This window comes from Alteromonas sp. ABH4_453, assembly GCF_056160665.1.
The window spans coordinates 338,051-359,122 of record NZ_JBSWXP010000002.1; the positions used below are offsets into that span (position 1 = coordinate 338,051).

Below are 21,072 nucleotides of genomic sequence, written 5' to 3' on the forward strand. Positions count from 1 at the left end.
AGGATTAATAATGCGAAAAAGTCTAATCGCGAAGGTTGTTGCAGGTGCATTGGTCAGTGTCTTAGTTAGCGCTTGTGCATCCGATGAAGACGCTTCTTCAGTTAACAGTGCCGTAGAAAAAACGAATAAAGCCAGTGAGATATGGCCTAAGCTAGATATCGAAGTAAAGTCAGACCCTGCGGTAGAGAAAAAGGTAGATGATATTTTATCTACCATGACGCTTGAACAGAAAATTGCGCAGATGATACAGCCAGAAATTCGCAATATCACTGTTGAAGACATGCGCAAGTATGGGTTTGGCTCTTACCTCAATGGTGGTGGCGCATTTCCGAATAACGACAAGCATGCAACACCTGAAGATTGGGTGGAACTTGCCGAAAAGCTATATCAAGCTTCCATTGACGACAGCCTAGATGGTTCGACAATCCCGACGATGTGGGGTACCGATGCGGTTCACGGTCACAACAATGTAATTGGCGCCACTTTATTTCCTCATAACATAGGTTTAGGTGCGGCAAATAACCCTGAGCTAGTAGAGAAAATTGCTCATATCACAGCGAAAGAAGTGATGGCGACGGGCATTGATTGGGTATTTGCGCCAACGGTTGCTGTTGTACGTGACGACCGTTGGGGTAGAACCTATGAAAGCTACTCTGAAGACCCAGCGATTGTAAGAGAGTATGCTGCATCAGTGGTTAAAGGTCTACAAGGTGCTGCTGACAAAGACTTTTTAAGCGACCAGCGTGTAATCAGCACGGTAAAACACTTTGTCGGTGATGGTGGTACCGTAGGCGGGGACGATCAAGGTGATAACGTAGCTAGCGAACAAGAGCTATTCGACATACATGCCCAAGGTTATGTTGGCGGGTTGACCGCTGGGGCGCAGTCTGTCATGGCATCGTTCAACAGTTGGAACGGCGACAAACTTCACGGTCATAAGTATCTATTAAATGATGTACTTAAAGATCAAATGGGTTTTGACGGCTTCGTAGTGGGCGATTGGAACGGCCATGGCCAGGTAAAAGGTTGTAATAACGAAGACTGCGCGCAAGCTATCGACGCGGGTCTGGATATTTTCATGGTACCTAACGATTGGAAGGTACTGTACGACAACACCCTCGCTCAAGTAAAAGATGGCACTATATCTATGGCCCGCATCGATGATGCAGTGCGCCGCATTCTTCGCGTGAAAGTACGAGCGGGCCTTTTTAATAAGCCAAGCCCAGCAAATCGCCCGTTATCTGGCGACCGTTCACTTATAGGTAAAGCAGAGCATCGTGAAGTAGCTGCGCAAGCGGTACGTGAGTCACTTGTGCTTTTGAAAAACAAAGATAAAACTCTGCCTCTTTCTGCAAATAAAAACATATTAGTAGCAGGCGATGGTGCCGACAATATTGGTAAGCAGTCTGGTGGCTGGAGCATTACGTGGCAAGGCACCAACAATACCAATGACGACTTCCCTGGCGGTAGCTCTATCTACGACGGCATCAAAGAGCATGTCGAAAGTGCAGGTGGCAACGTTCAGCTTTCTGTTGAAGGCGATTTTGAAACAAAGCCAGATGTTGCCATAGTGGTATTTGGTGAAGAGCCTTACGCAGAAGGCCACGGCGATAGAGAAACGCTTATTTACCAATACGGCAGTAAGAAAGATTTAGCGCTACTTGAAAAACTGAAGTCACAAGGTATTCCAGTGGTATCTGTATTTATCAGCGGCCGCCCAATGTGGGTGAATGCTGAGCTTAATGCGTCTGACGCTTTTGTCGCCGCTTGGTTGCCTGGCTCTGAAGGTGATGCGGTAGCCGACGTGCTGTTTGGCGAGCAAGACTTTAAAGGTAAGCTATCTTTCTCTTGGCCGTCTGAGCCTCAGCAGATAGTTAACAAAGGCGATGAGAGCTACGAGCCGCTATTACCTTATGGTTTTGGTCTTACTTTCAGCGATGACAATGTATTAAGCGATACGTTAAATACTGAAATAAAAATTAGTACTGATAACAACGAAGCAATGGAAATTCTAAACGGTGCCGTGCAGTCACCGTGGGTACTATGGCTGTATTCAGGTGATGAATCGCTACCTGTGAACGCAAGCACTCACACCGTTGGCGCGCTGACCTACCGTACTGTAGATAAAGTAGTGCAAGAAGATGCACGGAAAGTTACCTTTGATGGTTCTGAATTTGCGGCGATGCGCTTTGCGAGCAAAAGCTTTTTCCGCGAAGACTTAAGTGCACAGTTACTCACTAGCGGGGCGCTAAGCTTTAACGTTAGTCGTCACTCAGATATTACTGGGCCTGTTACCGTAGGCATGAACTGTGAAGGCGAAGGTGATGCTGCTGGCAGCTGTTCAACGCAGATTAATATTAGCGAGCAGCTAAAAGCAATGCCTGCTGATACGTGGACGAACGTGAGCATTGATCTTCAGTGCTTTGTCGACGAAGGCATTGACTTCACTGGCCTTGTCGTACCGTTTGAGCTAGGCAGCTCAGGTAAGGCAAGTTTGAGCGTAGCAGATATTCAGTTTACACCAAGTGCAGCAGAATCAGCGAGTATAAGCTGCCAAGAATAAGTTAAAGCTCTATCACTAGACCTTAAGCAACGTCGCCGGGGCAAAGTCTTGGCGACGTTTTTGTTTGTAAACAGCTCAACCCCCCACTCATTTGCGTCACCGATCTTTTCCCCACGTTACCCCGTAGCTATGTTTATTAAAACTGCAAATCAGTGGCTGGATGATAACTGATTCAAGCAGGGTATTTTGCTAAGTCCTCGTTCACTTCACATGTTTATTTACAGGGTAGTAATATGACAAAGGAAAAAACGCCTACACCCCATCTTTATCTTGCTTTGACGCCAGTTGTTTTAACCCTTTTGATATTGGGTATGCAGATCTTCTATTTCGGCGTATTCGAACCTCATATACCACTTGCCATCGGTATAGCATTGACTAGTTTTGTAGGGACTTATCTTGGTCTGACATGGGAAGAAGTACGGGCAGGTATTTTTAAAGTCATCCATGTGGCCTTACCGTCGGTAAGTGTTCTTATTGTTGTAGGAATGATCATAGGTATTTGGATAGCTAGCGGTACTGTACCTACGATTATTTACTATGGGCTAAAGACCCTTTCTCCCCAAATCTTTCTGGCTGCCGGTATGGTTATCTGTGCAGTCGTTTCTGTTTCGCTAGGTACAAGTTGGGGCAGCGTAGGTACCGTTGGTTTAGCATTAATGGGTATTGGCGAGGGCTTCGATATACCCATGTACTGGACAGCGGGAGCGGTGGTTTCTGGGGCTTTCTTTGGTGACAAGGTATCGCCGCTGTCAGATACCACAAACCTTGCTCCGGCAGTAACCGGTACAGATGTGTTTTCACATATAAAAAATATGATGGCAACAACAATCCCCGCCATGGTAATAGCATTTTTAATCTATCTGGGTGTAGGCTTCTTTGTCATAGATGCCCAAAGCGTTTCATTTGCCAAAATTGCGGGTATCACCACAGCGCTTGAAGACAATTTCACCATATCTGGCTGGGCACTTTTGCCTGCACTTATTGTAATGGGGCTGGCACTAAAGAAAATTCCGCCACTTCCTGCATTATTTGCTGGTGCCGTAGTGGGAGGTGTATTTGCCATGTTTATGCAGGGGCAAAGCCTGCAGGCCGTATTCGACTATGCAAATAACGGCTACTCCATTAATACAAATATCATTGAAATAGATAGTCTGCTCAATCGCGGTGGTGTTCAGTCTATGATGTGGACTATCTCATTGGTGCTTATTGCCCTTGGTTTCGGTGGGGCGTTAGAGACAACGGGCTGCTTACGAAGCATCATTAACGCGATAAAGAGCAAAGCTAAAACTTTTGCTGGTACTCAGGTTGCCGCAGTTGGCACTGCCTTTTCTACTAACTTAGTGGCAGGCGACCCATATCTATCGGTGGCTTTACCTGGAAGGATGTATTCTCCTGTTTATCGGGGCATGGGCTACTCCACCCTTAATCTGTCACGTGGCATTGAAGAGGGAGGAACGCTAATGTCTCCGCTTATTCCTTGGAATGCCGGAGGTGCGTTTGTGATATCGGCGCTAGGCCTTGGTATTTCAGGCAACAACTTGGAAAACTTGCTGTATATCCCTCTTGCTTTTGCCTGTTGGACGGCGCCCTTGATAGGGATATTCTACGCCTATGTTGGCTGGTTCTCGCCTAAAGCTACAGGTGAAGAGCGTGAACAATGGAAGGCGTCCGGCGCTGCAATTGCGAAGTTTAACAAAGACGGCACACCCGTTACCGAGTAACGATGGCCTAGAGAAACAGTAGCGTGGAAAGCACCAGTAGTCATAGTTAAAGCGAGACGCTTACCAAAGTGTTAGGGTTAATTAACCCTGGCACTGAGGTTTGTTCGGCTTGTTTAGCTTTTAATTCTTAGGCTTTTGTCAGTCGTCATGACTAAAAATACAAACTCTATTTCTACCGAATCTTTTAGCTACATAAAGTGCATCGTCACACTGCTTGATGAGTTTCGACGTTTCAATACCTTTTTGATACTGCGCAATGCCCGCAGAATAGGTTTGTGCACCAATATCTGGAGAAATACGCACTTTCCTATAGCTATCAAGGATTGAATCTACAACTTTTTTAGCTTCGGAAGCTGACGTATTAGGTAGGCAAAGAATGAACTCCTCTCCACCATAGCGTCCAAAAGTATCTGTTTTTCTAATAGACTTAGAAACATGTTCACAAAAGGCTTTGAGTAAATTGTCCCCACATTCATGGCCGTAGTTGTCGTTAATTGCCTTGAAGTTATCCAAATCGATTAACACCAATGACAAGTCATTTTGATACGCCTTTGCCTCGTTGAGCTCTAACTGTATAACACCGAGTAAACTTCTTCTGTTGCGAACGCCTGTCAGTGTATCTACGGTTGCAAGTGTTTCTTGTTCTCTTTTCAGCCTTCTTTGAACAATGTATAGATAAGTTACGAGGGCTAAAAGCACCACTAAGACCAGCGCCCCAACACTCAGAATTAAATTTGTTCTGTTGCTGTTTGCGAGTTCCACGCCTGCTAATTCATGCTGTTTCTCTAAAAGTTGCAGTTTTCGCTCAGCAAGTGCGCTTTCATAGTAGTCGCTAAACACTTCCTCTCGAACGTCTGTCTGGTAATAAAGAGACTGATAAAAGTCTTTGCTGTCGCGCAATGCTGATATTGCCGCTTCTTTGTTTCCTGACTGCTCGAAGAAAGAAGACTGAATAGATTTAAACTGCGCCCAGTGCAAATCTGATGAGCTGTAATCGGCGCTTAGGCTGTCGATAATATTATCCATCAGTGCTTTAGCTGTTTCTAATTCGCGTTGTTCTACTAGCGCTTTAAATCGAAAGATTTGATAGGTATTAATATCGTACGAGTCAGGTAATGTGGATATAAAATCCTCGGTTTTTTTAATTAATGTATGCGCCGCGTTAACTTTTTCTAAGGTATAAAAATACTCAATTTTTGAAACAAGACCATAGGCATAAGTATCCCAATCTTCAATAGATGTTGCGTAATCGATGAGCCGTTCAAGCGTATTCAATGCTTCGTCTATGCGACCTGAATTTTCAAAACTTCTTCGTTGGCAATCAAGTGCAATTTGGTAATACCTGTGGGGACTTGCCTTGGGTCTATTGCGAAAGAATGCTTCTGCTCGTGAACACAACTCCAACGCGCCTTTATCCTCGCCTAGATAAGACATACTGAGTCCTATCTCAAGCTCCATGGTTTCGATTGCACCATCTCCAAAAAATTGTTTTTCAGATAGTGAGGGGAGTTCTTCTATAATTTTCGCGTTGTCATTTAGCGATGCTCTTATTAAGCCCATACGAGCAAGAAAGATGGATTTTGTGGCAAGGGCATCAAAATAAAGTTCTTTGTCTTTGTTACGAGCAAACGCGATGATTTTGTCAATTTCGCCGTGAGCTAAACGCCACTTTTCTTGTATAGCCAAGTTATAGGCTGACAGAATTTTATGCCGGTAGTACAAAGAGGGATTGGTATTTTTTACTTCTTTAAGATGATGTGACGGAGCAAGGTAGTATTTTTCAAACCCAGTTGGATGGTCAATGATTGAGTGCAGCAAAGCGATATAAACGGATGCAACAGGTGACGGTGTAGATAAGCTTTCAGAGTCAGAAACTAATGACATCAACGCTTCTTTACTTTCGGGCTTGCTGCTTATAATTTGGGAATATGCTTGGAGATATTTATCACCGCTAATCGCAAAAGTAGAATTAATTCCCATCAAAAATAGCACTAGCGCGCTAATATACTTCTTATACTTCACTTGTTTTCTTCTTCTACTACTCATACCTGAGCTTATGAAGTGAGGTTACCAAAAAATGGCAGAAATGTTTGATGATTTTAGCGGGTTAGAATTAAAAAAGGGCCTTAAAAAGGCCCTTATCGTAAGTGCTTACTAAACTTAGAAGCTGTATCTAGCACCTAGCGTGTAGCGAGGGCCATACTGGCGAGCGAATAAGAATTGCTCTTCAAAGCGGCCGTAACCACGCTCGGTTTCGTCGTTGATGTTTACACCTTCTAGGAACACCGTTAGATGCTCATTTACATCGTAGTTGATGCTGGCATCAACTTGACCAAATGTGTCGAACTGGGTAGCTGGGTTATCAGATGAACCTTGCGCTTGACCAATGCCAACAACATAGTCTGAACGCCATGCGTAAGTAACTTTAACAGATAGACCTTCCTTCTCGTAAAACACTTGGAAGTTAGCTGAATCACTGATACCTACTAGCGGGTTTTGCTGTTCTAGGTTGTACGGGTCGTACTCTACGTCACCGTCAACAAGCGTTGCGTTAGCGCCAAAACCAAAGCCCGTTTCACCAAACGTATGCTGAACAGCAAGCTCGATACCTTCAACGGTTTTTGATTCGTTAAGGTTACGAGGCTTCACTACGTTCCATTCAATAAGCGGGTCATCTGAATTAGGCTCTACTACGCCTTCAGCGTTGGCGTAACCCGCCGACAAGAAGTAATCGTAAATGTTGCTGTCAGTAGCCTGGATTCCGTCTGCTTGAAGTGCTGAAACCGCTTCTTGCCATCTTGGTCCTAGATAGATGTCGTTCAGACCGTCGAAAGTTTCAAGTGCACCTTGCGTATCGATGTAGTTCTTAACCGACTTTCTGAATAGCCCTACAGACGCATAGCTTGCTTCGTCGTAGTACCATTCGAAAGATAAGTCTAAGTTAGTCGACTCGTAAGGCTTAAGATCGGTACTGCCTTCAGACACTGTTCTTGAACCGATTTTAGGGCTTCCGCTAAATGAACGTCCGCCTTGTAAAAAGCCGATAGGTGCGCGAGTAATTGATTTACCCCAAGAGAAACGGGCAACAATGTCGTCAGTAACATCAACTTTCACGTCGAACATAGGAAGCAGTACATCGTACTTACCTGTGAAGTCTTGCTCTTCAACACCGTCTTGGAAAACAGTGATCCACTCACCAGCGGCAACCCAGTTTACTTGAATAGGTACGCGAACTTCAGCAGTGCTAGGTACTTCCGTTTCTTCGTAGCGAAGACCAGCGTTAATTTGAACGTAGTAATCGCTAACGTCAAAGTCCCACTCGGTCTGTACGTAAATTGAGTCGGTTGTCTCTTCTACGTTGCTTACTGAAGGTGCGCCGCTGAAGTACGGGTCGATAGAGTACGCGTTGCTTTCGCCCACAACGTCGGCAGTGATGAATTGAAGCTGACGCGCAATGGCTTCATCAAAGTCAAAGGTGTAATAATAGCCTGGGTTCATGCTCGCACCACCACCATCAAAAGCGTCTAGGAAGCCTGAGGTGTCGTTGCGAACGAACATGCTGTCTGGGAAAATTTCCGTGAACGATGGGCTAAAGCCAGGTCCGCCGCGTAGTCCGCTCCATGCGGTAAAGCCAGTCAAAGACTGTTCTGTGCGAGCTACACCGAAATCGATTTTGACAAGCGGGATATCCCACGCTGAGTTATACCAAGTACCGTCTAACTGCAGCTGTTCAATGTCAGAGCGTCCTGGTGAATAGATGAACTGACTGAAGTTAGAGTCAATTTCACCCGGCAAAATTTCATTAGTGCCGTTATTCCAGTTAACGAAGACCTGAGGGATTTCACCTTCACGGTAGTCATAAATTTTAGATTCTAACTGGTTTGAACCAAGAATGATTTGCCCAGCGCTACCCAATCCTTCGTCATAACCATTGTCGGTTTTGTTGTAAGAATCATGATAATCCAAACGGAAGTGCCAATCGTCATTCACCATCCAGTCTAAGTTTACACCCAGTGAGCGTGCATCAACGCGGGTAGTGTTGCGGCTTGCGGTAAACGAGCCGTCATCGCCACTGATGTCTGCATAAACAGCCGTACCATTTTCATCAAGCTCGTAAGCATTGATGTTAGCACCAAAATTGTTCCAAATACCCCAACCTACACTGTTAGTGCCGGTGGTTGCGCGAGACGCGGTGTAGTCGATGGTCGCGGTAAACTCGTCAACAGGACGAAACTGGAAAGTAACCTGCCCATTTGAGCGTTCGCGCTGTACGTCATTAATGCTGTAGTTCATGTCTTTCGGGAAGAAAGCCGCATTTGTAATATTAGTACGGTTATCAACAACGTCGCCTGGATCTAGCTCAGGCAGTGCATCATTCTCTTGAAGTACCCAACCTTGAATATTTGCCGACTGCTGCTGGAAATCACGCTCTTGGTGCGAAAAAGATACTCCGAAGCCGAACATGTCATCGGCGAAAGTATTTGTGTAAACACCCGCAATTTCTGGCGTTACATCGTCACCAGCTTCGTTAGACGTATCGTAAATACCTTTTACCGAAATGGTCGCGTTTTGCCCTGATTGGGCAAGTGGCTTCATAGTAATGATATTTACCGTAGCACCTAAGCCGCCGCTCGGGTTTTCTGCACGGGCAGTTTTTTGAAGCTCTAGCGTGCTTACGCCTTCAGATGAAAGGTTGGCAAGGTCGAAAGAACGGGTAAAACCGGTACCCGGCATTTGGCGGCCATTTAGGGTTACCAGATTGAATTCTGGGCCGAAACCACGAACAGTAATTTGGCTACCTTCACCGTTATTTCGGCTGATGGTGACACCGGTAATGCGTTGCAGTGCTTCCGCTAGGTTTGTATCAGGAAATTTACCTAGCTCTTCAGCTGATATGGCGTCTACTACACCACTTGAGCTGCGCTTTAAATCCATTGAACGGATCATGCTGCCGCGAATACCACTAACTTGAATAACTTCTACTTCACCTTCTGCAGGTGTTGCAGCTTCTGCTTCCGCTTCTTGAGCATATGCGGGTAGCACAAGAGAAGAGCCCATCAACAAAGCCATTGATGTGGCAAGTTGGGTCTTTTTAAAAGATGTGTTTTTCATAATTGCCCTACTAATTCTTATCAATTTCGTATGTTGCCCAAGCTCCGCTTAGGCAACACATGCTTTGCTATTGCGCTGCAATTTCAACATTATCGACGCGGTATACTGCGCCTTCACCAGAGCCCCATGCAGGGAACATCATGATGACGTTGATTGCACTGATATCCAGACCTAAGTCGTACAGCGTTTGAAGAGGGAAGGTATAGGTTTGCCATTCTCCCTCAACCGGGTCTACACCTTCAAGGCTCGCTGAAATAGGGAGTTCCACTGCTGATGACACGTTGATAGATTCAATTTTGAATAACCAAGGCGCAGAGGCATCGTTAGGCATAGAGCTTACTTTCATTTCAAATCGCACAGCACCATCAGTTAGTAGTGCTGACGCATCGTAAGAGTGACCGTCATCAGCAATGATGCCCATAACAGTTGGCGTTGCGCCAATACGGAACTCAGCTACTGTACCGTGCTCTGCATCATCAACTTCTTCTGTAGGTGTTGAGCCACCGCAGCAATCCCAAATACGCCATTGGTCTGCCGCAGTGTCTGCAAACAAGGTAATGCCAGACGCTGAAGGCGCTTCTTGACCACTGTCAGGGTGGTATATTTTTACGTTATCTAAGCGGTATACTGCACCTTCGCCAGAACCCCAAGCTGGGAACACCATGATTACGTCAATGGCGCTAACGTCTAAGCCGCGAGCCTGAAGATCAGAAATAGAGAAAGTGTAGGTTTGCCATTCACCTTCAACAGGCACTTGCCCTTCAACACTGTCTGAAAGAGGTAGTTCTACAGCAGTTGAACCATCGCTAGATTCTACTTTGAATAGCCATTGTGCTTCGGCATTGTTAGGTGCACTTACCACTCTCATATCGAATTGTAGAAGGCCACCATCTGTAAGTGCAGTTGCATCAAATGGGGTATCACCACCACCAGCGGCAGAACGAGTAATAAAGCCCATTACTGTAGGTTCAGCGCCAATACGGAATTCTGCAGTTAAACCGTGCTCTTCATCATCCATTTCTTCAGTTGGCGTAGAGCCACCACAGCAGTCCCACATGGGCCAGTCAGGGTTTTGGCCATCTTCGAAGATAGTAAGTTCAGGATATGCAACCGCACCGTCCTGTGAAATTTCTACATTAGTAATTTGATAAACGGCACCTTCACCTGCGCCCCAGTCAGGGAAAATCATAATGGTATCAATGGCGCTGGTATCTAGTTCTGCTTCAGCAAACATACTGATAGGAAATTGATAGCTTTCCCATACGCCCACTTGCGGTGCAGCAGGTGCAGTATCTGAAGATCCAACGTAGCCGCTCATCAGTGAAAATGAGGCGTCTGTGGTTGCTTCAGTACTTTCAACTTTCAGGTTCCAGTTTGCTTCAGCGTTATTAGGTGCAGAAACAAGTTTTAAATCAAATTTTAAGCTACCAATGCCTTCAAGGGGAGAGGCATCAAATGGAGAGGCTTCACCTTCTGGGTCAGTAAGAAACGCATCGCGACTGATAAAGCCAACTACCGTAGGTTCTGCGCCAAAGGTAAATTCATAAACTTGACCTAGCTCAGTATCTTCAACAAGTTGAGGTGTAGAGCCACCACAGCAATCCCACGCTGCCCAGTTAGGGTTAGGTGTACCACCAAAAATAGTTAAGTCTTGTGGAATGCCGGTAGAAGGTGGAGAAGGGATGGGGGCAGCGCCCTCAACCAAAGCATCATCTACACTGTCGTAACCAGGGCGAACCGTTTCACAACCTTTACCGGTTTCAGGATTTGAAGCACATTCATAAACGCGCACGTAGTCAATTTCAAACGTTTGGCCGTCTACGAATGCATCTGCATCTATGCCCGTTTCGTTAACTGCTTCAGGCCAGCTTCCGCCCACAGCGAAGTTAAGGATCATGAAAAACTCTTGATCGTAAGGGGCGTTATTCCATTGGGTTTCAAGTTCACCGGTAATTTGGTCAAAGTACTCAGTATACCAACCGCGGTGGGAAAGACCTGTTGCATCACCATTTGCGTTATAGCGCACCTCAGAGCGACGCTGGGTGGCATACAAATAGCCGTCCATGTACCAGCGAATTTCACCTTCCTGCCACTCTATAGCGTAGGTATGGAAGTCATCAGCTGGGTTCGTGCCATCAGGAAGAGAATACGCTTGACCAGAGCTATCATTGTTCGGCCATTCTTGACCATAGTGAAGGGTGCCGTAAATATGGTTTTCAGGGTTACCGTCTGCCTCTGCTGCTTTCAGGTTTACCGCTTCCATAATGTCGATTTCACCAGAGCGCGGCCAGCCGCCATATACTGAATCAGTAGGCATCATCCAGAATGCAGGCCAGCTACCTTGACCTTCTGGTAGCTTAGCGCGCATTTCAAAACGGCCGTATTTGAAATCGGCTTTGTACTGAGTAATTAATCGGGCTGACGTATACGGTTTTGGGGCACCTTCTTCGGCAGGAAGCGCGACAATTTTCAGACTACCATCAGACACAAATGAATTGTCTTCGCTGTCTGTGTAACACTGGGCTTCATTGTTACCGCCACCGTCACAGTTTACTTCATGGGTCCAGTTATCATCGTTAATACTGGTCCCATCGAACTCGTCGCTCCAAACAAGCTCCCAGTCTGTAACGGGAACCGTTGCGTCAACAACGTCGATATCTGTAGAGGTTGTTGCTCCACCTCCACAGCCAAATAGGGTTGTGACTGAGATCGCGGCAGCTATCCGCGAGAGTTGAGATGCTTTTTTCGTCATTGTTTTCAGCCCTGATCAAAAGAAATTGGGTTTTTATGTTGTGGCAAATGCCACGTAAAAAGCTTGTGTAAGCGCTTACAAAATGGGTCAAATAAAAATGGCTGTTTGAAAGCGCTTACATTACATTAAGCCACTGACACGTAAAGATCAATACTGTTCTCAAAAAATTAACATTTAGTAGAATAGGTATACATCGTCAATAATCATAAAAATTATTTTTAATATCAATAATTTGTATTGTTTTTGATATTTCTTTGAAAAAGTTTAATTTGACGTTTCACTCGTCATTTACAAATAAAAAGGCACTGTTGTTAATAAGGTGTTTTGAGCATTTCACTCGCAACAAATAGTGCTTCACGATAAGCTTTCTCTATAGCTCAAAAAGAGTATAGCCCATGCATAATCATCATCATGTCGACACTACTTCTTCTAAGGAAGACTCCACTCGTATCGGATGGGCATTTTGGCTGAACTTTACCTTTACCATTATTGAGTTTATCGGCGGTTGGCTCACTAACAGTGTGGCTATAATGGCAGACGCTGTTCATGACCTAGGCGATTCCCTCTCAATTGGATTAGCCTGGTACTTGAGTAAACTAGGTCACAAAGCCTCCACCGAAAAGTATACCTATGGCTTTAAAAGGCTAAGTTTAATGGGAGCCATGATTAACGGTCTCATTTTAGTACTTGGTTCAATTTGGGTAATGTCCGAGGCAATTCCTCGTCTATACAGCCCAGAGATGCCTGTAACGGAAGGCATGATAGGGCTCGCGATATTGGGTATTCTGGTAAATGGTTTCGCGGCCTATAAGCTTCATGGTGGCCATTCAATGAATGAGAAAGTGCTTAACTGGCATTTAATTGAAGATGCGCTGGGTTGGGTGGCAGTGTTAGTCGTTGCCATTGTTCTTCATTTTGTAGATTGGCCAATTCTCGACCCAATATTATCGATTGGTTTTATCCTCTTTATTTTAATAAACGTAGTGAGATACCTTGTGCAGACTATGTCCTTATTCTTACAAGGTGTGCCTGATGAATCTACGCGAAAGGCTATTAGCCAAGCGTTGCTGTCTATGGAGCATGTTGAAGAAGTTCACCATTTGCACTTTTGGTCTTTAGATGGTGAACAACATGTACTCACCGCTCATGTCGTCATTAATTGTGCTATCGACAATGATAAATTACGCCAATTAAAAACACTGGTGCATGAACGTCTTGCGCCATTTGCACTTGCACATACAACCGTAGAGTTTGAATTACCAGGGGAGCCATGCCGCGATGAGAATGATCATTTGCATGCCCATTCTCATCAGCATGAACACGACGAGATAAATTAGTACACAATAAATGCAGGTATAGGGAGCCGTTAGTTAATTATGTTCTTTACTGGCTAAGTGTTTGAGTTATCGCAACCAAAAAAGAGGGACGTATATACGCCCCTTTAAACACACACGCTTTGAAGGTTTAGAATTGTGCTTTGAAGGCTACGCCGTAATAACGGTCTGCATCGCGAGGGATTTGATAACGGAAGTTATCGCCGCTATACGTTGTTGCATAGCTTTCATCAAGTAAGTTTTTAGCAATCAAAGATACGCGGAATGCATCGTCTTTGAATGAGAAACTCACGCTTGCATTTAGCATGCTGTAGTCAGGTAACAATGAGTGAGGGTTAAATTCACCTGTGTTGCCTGGTAAGTCAGAGTACTGTTCGTCGGTGTAAATATACGACGCGTTGTAGTAAACATCGAAGCCGTGCTCGGTTTCCATGAAGTATTCAGCGGTTAGCGAGTATTTCATGTCTGGTGAAAAAGGAACATCAAGGCCTGAACGGTCAGTACATGTCGCTTCTTCAGGACAGTTAAACTCATCGATTTCTGCCTTCGTATATGCAGCACCACCGATTAACGTAAGGTTGTCGGTTGCATTCCACATCATATCAAGCTCGATACCCTGTGTTGTCACATCACCGGCATTGGTTAGACGGGTAATACACGCACCGTCCGAACAGTCGAAGTTATTCGCTTGAAAGCCTTCAATGTCGGTGCTAAACAAGGCAACGTTTAGCAATAGGTCGCGACTTGCGTACTTGTAGCCTACCTCGAAAGCGTCAGATTCTTCAGCGCCAATAGGTCGGCCGTCGTTCGTTGGGTTAAAGTTATAGTAAACATTGAAACCCGGTCCTTTGTAGCCTTGTGAGTAAGTTGCATAAACCATTTGATTTTGGTCAAGGTCGTATTGAAGACCAACACGGCCGGATAGATTGGTTTCATCTACCACGCCTTCGGCATCTGTATTTTCGGTAGCAGGGCGCACACCAACACCACGACGTCCATATTCATCGTTGCTAATACGACGATGCTTATACGACACTTCATCATCGGTATAGCGAAGGCCGAAGATAAGGCGCATATCATCGCTTAAATCGTAAGTACCATCGCCATAGACCGCCCAGTTATTAAATTCGGTGCTCATAAATGCAGTGGCAGAGACGATATCGTTTGCATTACATGACACACCTAATGAATCAGCATAAGCGTCTAAGTCTGATAGCGCGTTGGTTAGGTCGTCTCCTGATAAATTGTTTTCTGCATAAAAAGAGAGTGCCTGATCAAGCTGACCATTATTGTTTTGGCAGCTAGCATCACGTGTAAAGTTACGCTCAGAATCCATGTTCCAATAGAACATACCCGCTAGGAAGTTAAACGGGCCTGCTAGGTTTGAAGCAACACGGAATTCTTGAGAAAACTGACTCCATTCCTGTTCACCCACATCGTGTAGTTGGAAAGGTACGCCGAAAACAGGCTGGTCGCTGTCGCCAGCAATTGAGGTGAAGTCACCTTCGCGGAATTCAGTATTTTCCCACGAACGCTGCGCAGTAATTGAGGTGAAAGTATAATCACCAACAGTTTTATCTACTTGCACAGAGAAGGCTGAATGGTCGTCGATGGTACGAGACTCAAAATCGTGATCGATTTGACGCTGTTCTAAATCAATGCCGTCAGCAATGGTCGCGCTGCTAGGCGCAGCCTGTGAATCTGGATTACGACCACTTGATACGCCCTCTAGGTCGGCACAGCAGTCGTCATCAGCACTGTAAAATTCGCTGATAAATTTAACTTTTAAGTCGTTGGTTGGTTCGTAGAGGACTACCGCACGCGCACCTTCGCGATCATAGCCGTTTACCGTTTCGTTGTTATAAACATTATCGATGTAGCCGTCGAATTTACCTTGGAACACGGTCAGGCTAGCTGAAAGGTCGTCTGTTAAACCACCGCTCACCGTGCCTTTTAAACGATACTCGTTATCTTGGTAGAATTCGGTAGAAAGGCTACCGGTTAGTTCCTGCGAAGGGTCTTTAGTGGTAATGTTGACTACGCCGGCTGACGCATTTTTACCAAAAAGCGTACCTTGCGGGCCACGCAATACTTCAATACGGTCAACGTCATAGAGGTCAGCGAAAGCTTGCCCTGAACGGCCTAGTACCACACCATCTACCACTGTCGCCACACTTGGCTCGGCGGCGATACTAAATGAAATTGTGCCAATACCACGAACGGTTAGTGCAGAGTTACGGGTTGTTGTACCTTTGCGGAAACTTACTGATGGAACAAGCGCTTGAAGATTTTCAACATTGTTTGCGAAAGCCGATTCTATCTGGTCACCGCGTAATACGGATACTGCTACAGGAACATCGCTAATACTTTGCACACGTTTCTGTGAGGTTACGACAATCTGCTCGAATGACTTATCGTCTTTTGCAGCTTCGGTTTGTTCAGTCTCTGCATCTTGCGCATAGCCATTTGCGTGAAGCAGCAAGCCAGATGTCATAGCAAGGGTTACCGCCTTACTAATGATCGATCTTTTTGTGTTCATGTTGTTCTCCAGGGTATTTCGCTTATCTCGCTCTAACTAACAATGGCCAACACTTTTTTTATATATCAACCGTTGTACGTAGACGGTATTTGGTTTTTTATTTTTTTAGCTACACAAGGGGCATCATTTAAAATGGCGCACTATGTGATTTATCATTACCAGTCTTTATAAAAGATATCTTTCATCTGATGTCTTATATAAGAGTGATTAAGTTAAACAATTGTTAAGTCTTTTGCAAACGTTATGTTAATTTTTTTGTGTTTTTTCTATACAGAAGCGTTTAGTTTAAGCCAGCTGGGAAGCAAGGCGCTTTAGGCCTTGCTCGTATTTTACTCGCCACCATTTCAGGCTAATGCCTATGGCAGCGAAACAGCTTGCCCATAATCCAATAAGTGCCGGAATAAAAGTGCTGCTAACACCTCCCACAAAACCTACAGGAGAGAACATCAGGTATAGCGTTGCGATAAGGCCTACAAGCACGATGGCGCAGGGAATGGCATAGCGCCATGGCGTCATATTGACTTCAGCCTTGGGAGTAAAGTGCCATGGTGTAGCCATTGGATATAGCTTACCTATGGTTAACATAATGGTCAGTTCTATAGCGAATAGAATGGCATAAATATGAATGAAATTGATATCCACTTCCCATACGAACTTTAGCAGCCCGTAAGCGATCACGTGGAAAATAATAGCTACTTTAGCGGCTAAGGCTGGCACTCTCTTAGTAAACAAGCCCACAAGCACAATGGTGATGACAGGGATGTTGTAGAACCCAGTGAATATGCGAATAATTTGCCATAAGCCTTCAGGTGCAAACATAAGCAGTGGCGCAGTGATAAAAGACAAAACAGCGATAACAATACTGGTGATCTTCGCAACGCGGATTAGCTTTTCGTCACTCACTTTATCTTTTTTGAAGGGCTTATAAACGTCTAAGCAAAATAGTGTGGCAGCACTGTTAAGCAGTGAATTGAAAGAGCTAAACACCGCACCAAGTAATACAGCTAAGAAAAAACCTGATAAATACTGTGGCAGTACGTCTTCAACCAAATGAGGGTAGGCGAGGTCGATAGTTTGAAGGTTTTCATCTTGGTATAAATGATAAGCAATAACGCCTGGTAGCATCATCATAAAGGGCACAAGCACTTTAAAGTAGCCTGAGAACAGCACGCCTTTTTGACCTTCAACCAGGTTTTTGGCTCCTAGGGTTCTTTGAATAACGTATTGGTTTGTACCCCAATAAAACAGGTTAGCTAATATCATACCTGTAAAAATAGTACCGAAGGGGACAGGATCGTTAGCGCCGCCTATGGCATTGAGCTTTTCTGTTTCTGTTGTCGCAATAGTTGAAAGGCCGTCACTAAAGCTTCCGTCGCCTAAAGCAATTAAACCAAGTATAGGGACTAGCAACCCAACAATTAAAAGGCCTACACCGTTAATGGTATCTGATACGGCTACTGCCTTTAAGCCACCAAAAATGGCATAGAGAGCGCCAATCGTACCGACTATGACGATGGTAAGTACCAGACCCACCTCATAGCTTACGTTAAAAAGACCCGGTACATCGAACAGTCGCAAAACTGCAATGGAGCCTGAATAAAGTACCGATGGAATAGTTACTAACGAGTAACCCACCATAAACAGTACTACCGTCATTCTACGCACGCTGTCGTCGAAGCGGTCTCGCAAAAACTCAGGTAGGGTTGAGAACGCACCCGCTAAATAACGTGGCAAGAAAATAAGCGCCATAATTATGGTAGAGATACCTGCGGTTACTTCCCACGCCATCGCGCTAAGGTTATAGCCGAAGGCAGAGCCGTTTAAGCCAATAAGCTGCTCAGCGGAGAGGTTGGTAAGGATCATGGACCCGGCTATAAAGGTGCCGGTCAGCCCTCTTCCTGCGAGGAAGTAACCATCTTGTGTGTTAACTTCCCCTTTGGTTTTCATGTAAGAGATAGCGGCAACGATTGCCATAAATGCCATACATGACAGTAGAGTAAGGGTAATATCCATGAACAACTCCTAAGCGCTATGCTGGCCAGTGCGAGATATTCGACATATCCATATCGGTATGCTGAACGTCTGGTCCCATTACTATGCGACTGCCTTTTTGGATGAACACCGCCACTTCATTTAGCGCAAGTATTTCTTCCCTGTATTGCTCACCCTGCACGACTTCATCGGCACCAAAGCGCACCCACTCGCCCTTAGGTAAGTAGTATTTAATTTTGCCGCCAGGCACGACACAAGGCACAACTAGCAATTCATCACCACACATAAACTGTTGCTCAAAAGCGTGAGAAAGCGGCTGGTCAGGAAAGGCTAACGCCATAGCTCGCTGAACCGGCAGGCCCGTAAGAGATGCTTTTTCTGCGGTTTCTTTTAAATAAGGTATAAGCCTGTAGCGCAGCTTTAATGCGTCAAACACGGCATCTGATGCTTCATCACCGTATGACCAGGGTTCACGAGGGCCAATACCATGCAATCGCATGTGGGCGCTAAATACTGATGCTTGCGCCCATCGTACATAGAGCTCTGCATCTCGGGTATCTTTGTAAAACCCGCCTATATCGGTAGCGAAAAACGGTCCGCCTGACATACCCCACGATAAGCTGCCACGTATACTTGCCGCTAGGCCGTGCCAATCGGCTTGCGGGTCGCCGCCCCACTGTGATGGATAGCGCTGGCTTCCCGTCCAAGCAGAACGGCTAAATAAGAATGGGCCAGTTTTGCAGTAAGCTGCAGCTGCCTCATAAACACAGCGGTTATAAAGCATACTGTAAACATTGTGCAGGCGGTTGCCTGAATCACCACTGTACGACAGCATATTGTCGTCTTCTAGTTGCTCACCAAAGTCGGCCTTGATCATGTCTACACCAAGGTCAAATAAAGGTTTGTGCGAGGTTTTCCAAAACTCATAAGCTTCTGGATTGGTAAAGTCTAAGATACCTGAGTCTGGCAGTGGCGTAAGCACTTCCCCAAATGGGCTCAAATCCCATTCATAGCGGTACGCTTCGCCAGTGCGCTTATCCTTTATCAGCCAGCCTTTTTCTGCAGCTTTTTTATAAAGAGGGTTTTTCACTGAGATCATGGGGTATTCCCATACACAGATCTTAAAACCTAACGCTTTGAGCTCATCAATAACCGGCTGTGGATCTTCGTAGCGCTTCGGGTCCCACTCAAAAGCAAAGCGAGTATCCGTGTCTTGCCATGCACGACCGTCAAGGGTAATTACATCACAGGGCATATTCTTTTCGCGTACTTCACGGGCAACCGCGAGCAGCTCATCCGCATCTTTGTAATACGCTTTAGAAAGAATCACGCCTAAACTCCAGGTCGGAGGCGTAGGGGCAAAACCGGTTAATTCACTGTAGGTTTTAATGCTTTGGGCCGGTGAGTCTTGGTGGAACAAAAACAGGTCGAGTAGACTATCTTCTACTAAACATACATACGCTCGCTGTGACCAAAGTGCATATCCTACGCCATGGGTGACAGGTGCAGGTGTATGTACAAAAAGGTTCCAGCCTTCAGGGCTCCAAGCGTACGGGGTATTCTTGTACGACTTCTCCGCGTTTACGCCAAGGGCGTCGTGATTGTATGAACGAATTAGTTGACCGCGCTTATCAAGCTTGCCCCATTTCTCGCCAAGACCGTAAACCGCCTCATCATAACCAAGCTCTAGGCTCACTAACCATCCGCTGTCTGTTTTAGCAAAGGGCGGTAAACGATGCTGGCGCACGAAGTGGCCGTCGGTCGCGCTTTGTTGAACCAACACATCATCTTTATACAGCTTAAAATGTAGAGGAGAAGCAAAAATTTCTAAACGATAATTGCCAGCGACAAGTGTACTGTGCGACTTGTCACCTGAATACACTAACGTTTGCTTATCGGGCGACTGTGTAAGCATAGCAAAGTCGTCAGTGGCGTTAACGTCACTTTGAATGCGTAAGCCAAACTGGCTGATACTTAAGCTCAACTCACCGTATTGCGTAGGGACGATAAGTGTTTTATCGTCAGACAAAAAGGGCTGCTCAGTGATGTCGGCAGCTTCAATATCGTTCCAATCTGGTTCAGTTACACAAAAAGCGTTACTCATTTCTACATTACCCTTGATGTCTTATATAAGACATAAGTTAATGAAATGTAACTTGGGTGTCAATCTGCAATTAGGAAATTATAAAGATTTAGATCGGGATGTGGTCATCTCTGATTTGCTATTGTAGTGATATAAGCTTTTTCTCCGTTATCGAAATACGAGCGAAGAAGGCTTAAAAACTTATGCTTTTCACAATTAGCGTAACGCCACTTAACGCAAGCATAGTTAACGCTAATAACCTCACTGAAGATGCTGAAACTCGTGCTGCCAGTACGCGGCCGATTTTTGTAAATATAAGAATTACTGGTACTGCGAGTAGTGCAGAAATCATAACGTCTATTGAAGGGAGTGTACCAAAAGGTACTATAGCAAGACGTATTAATGCGGTTACGCTAAATACGGCCAACAAAGTAAAGCGTATTTCATTGATTGGCCAGGCTTGTCTGTAACACTGAAATACCACAGGCGGACCGAACGTAGAGAAAAGCCCGCCTAACATTCCGCCAAGACCGCCCGCGACAGTAAAACCAAAGGCACTACCAGACGGCTGCCCTCGTTTTCTTTTAACCAGTAAAAGCCCGCAGCAGCTTAAAATAGCGAAGCCCAGCAATAGGTTTAACCAGGTTGCCATGCCAACAGATAAATACTCTAACAGCGCATACCCTATGCCCATAAACGGAATGCCGCTAAGAAGCAGAATGGTAAAAGCACGTTTATTGATTTGTTCGATATTTCTTGCCACTAGGCTCACGGAGTTAAAAAGGCTCAAAAAGCTCACCATAAATGTGGTCGCAGTGAGGGGTAAAATACCAAACAAGGTAAAGCTAGACACTACCATTAACCCAAAGCCAAACCCGCTTAATGTTTGCAGGAGCGTCGCAAGACCTAAAAGGGCGAACATGGGGAGTAGTGTTTCCAAGAGCATGTATGTTATTCCTACGATGTATGTGATTTA

Annotated in this window: 10 protein-coding genes; 3 read left to right on the plus strand and 7 right to left on the minus strand. The window is 45.3% G+C overall.

From position 1 onward, the window contains the following. Nucleotides 1-10 precede the first annotated feature (10 nt). Both ACXAGV_RS04935 and nhaC read left to right on the plus strand, forming a co-directional pair. Complete coding sequence (locus ACXAGV_RS04935) at nt 11-2,563, plus strand: glycoside hydrolase family 3 protein (RefSeq protein WP_474872301.1); 2,553 nt, start codon at nt 11-13, stop codon at nt 2,561-2,563. Between the two features lie 233 nt (nt 2,564-2,796). Further along, complete coding sequence (gene nhaC / locus ACXAGV_RS04940) at nt 2,797-4,284, plus strand: Na+/H+ antiporter NhaC (protein WP_474872302.1); 1,488 nt, start codon at nt 2,797-2,799, stop codon at nt 4,282-4,284. 138 nt (nt 4,285-4,422) lie between these two features. On the opposite strand, the gene ACXAGV_RS04945 is transcribed toward nhaC, so the two are convergent. The 3 genes from ACXAGV_RS04945 to ACXAGV_RS04955 form a co-directional block, all read right to left on the minus strand. Then, entirely contained in the window at nt 4,423-6,306 is a 1,884-nt protein-coding gene (locus ACXAGV_RS04945; RefSeq protein WP_474872303.1) for a GGDEF domain-containing protein, read from the minus strand. 138 nt (nt 6,307-6,444) lie between these two features. Then, nucleotides 6,445-9,396: a TonB-dependent receptor gene (locus ACXAGV_RS04950; protein ID WP_474872304.1), complete on the minus strand. Its 2,952-nt coding sequence runs from the start codon at nt 9,394-9,396 to the stop codon at nt 6,445-6,447. 67 nt (nt 9,397-9,463) lie between these two features. After that, nucleotides 9,464-12,148, minus strand: a complete 2,685-nt coding sequence (locus tag ACXAGV_RS04955) for a family 16 glycosylhydrolase (protein ID WP_474872305.1) — start codon at nt 12,146-12,148, stop codon at nt 9,464-9,466. 395 nt (nt 12,149-12,543) lie between these two features. Between ACXAGV_RS04955 and ACXAGV_RS04960 the strand changes: the two genes are divergently transcribed. Further along, nucleotides 12,544-13,485 carry a cation diffusion facilitator family transporter gene (locus tag ACXAGV_RS04960; RefSeq protein WP_474872306.1) on the plus strand — a complete coding sequence of 314 codons (942 nt, stop codon included), beginning with the start codon at nt 12,544-12,546 and terminating at the stop codon, nt 13,483-13,485. A 127-nt stretch (nt 13,486-13,612) separates the two neighbouring features. Here the strand turns inward: ACXAGV_RS04960 and ACXAGV_RS04965 are convergent, their stop codons facing one another. The 4 genes from ACXAGV_RS04965 to ACXAGV_RS04980 form a co-directional block, all read right to left on the minus strand. After that, nucleotides 13,613-16,021, minus strand: a complete 2,409-nt coding sequence (locus tag ACXAGV_RS04965) for a TonB-dependent receptor (protein WP_474872307.1) — start codon at nt 16,019-16,021, stop codon at nt 13,613-13,615. A gap of 285 nt (nt 16,022-16,306) precedes the next feature. Beyond that, on the minus strand, nt 16,307-18,034 hold the full coding sequence (locus ACXAGV_RS04970) for a solute:sodium symporter family transporter (RefSeq protein ID WP_474872308.1): 1,728 nt from the start codon (nt 18,032-18,034) through the stop codon (nt 16,307-16,309). Nucleotides 18,035-18,050: 16 nt separating this feature from the next. Further along, complete coding sequence (locus ACXAGV_RS04975; RefSeq protein ID WP_474872309.1) at nt 18,051-20,117, minus strand: glycoside hydrolase family 31 protein; 2,067 nt, start codon at nt 20,115-20,117, stop codon at nt 18,051-18,053. Between the two features lie 172 nt (nt 20,118-20,289). After that, nucleotides 20,290-21,042: a TSUP family transporter gene (locus ACXAGV_RS04980; RefSeq protein WP_474872310.1), complete on the minus strand. Its 753-nt coding sequence runs from the start codon at nt 21,040-21,042 to the stop codon at nt 20,290-20,292. Nucleotides 21,043-21,072 lie beyond the last annotated feature (30 nt).

Bases quoted from the DNA above. Each gene is read 5' to 3' on its own strand.
- ACXAGV_RS04955 (WP_474872305.1), bottom strand. From the start codon at position 12,148: ATGACGAAAAAAGCATCTCAACTCTCGCGGATAGCTGCCGCGATCTCA.
- ACXAGV_RS04970 (WP_474872308.1), bottom strand. From the start codon at position 18,034: ATGGATATTACCCTTACTCTACTGTCATGTATGGCATTTATGGCAATC.
- ACXAGV_RS04980 (WP_474872310.1), bottom strand. From the start codon at position 21,042: ATGCTCTTGGAAACACTACTCCCCATGTTCGCCCTTTTAGGTCTTGCG.
- ACXAGV_RS04935 (WP_474872301.1), top strand. From the start codon at position 11: ATGCGAAAAAGTCTAATCGCGAAGGTTGTTGCAGGTGCATTGGTCAGT.
- ACXAGV_RS04960 (WP_474872306.1), top strand. From the start codon at position 12,544: ATGCATAATCATCATCATGTCGACACTACTTCTTCTAAGGAAGACTCC.
- ACXAGV_RS04965 (WP_474872307.1), bottom strand. From the start codon at position 16,021: ATGAACACAAAAAGATCGATCATTAGTAAGGCGGTAACCCTTGCTATG.
- nhaC (WP_474872302.1), top strand. From the start codon at position 2,797: ATGACAAAGGAAAAAACGCCTACACCCCATCTTTATCTTGCTTTGACG.
- ACXAGV_RS04950 (WP_474872304.1), bottom strand. From the start codon at position 9,396: ATGAAAAACACATCTTTTAAAAAGACCCAACTTGCCACATCAATGGCT.
- ACXAGV_RS04975 (WP_474872309.1), bottom strand. From the start codon at position 20,117: ATGAGTAACGCTTTTTGTGTAACTGAACCAGATTGGAACGATATTGAA.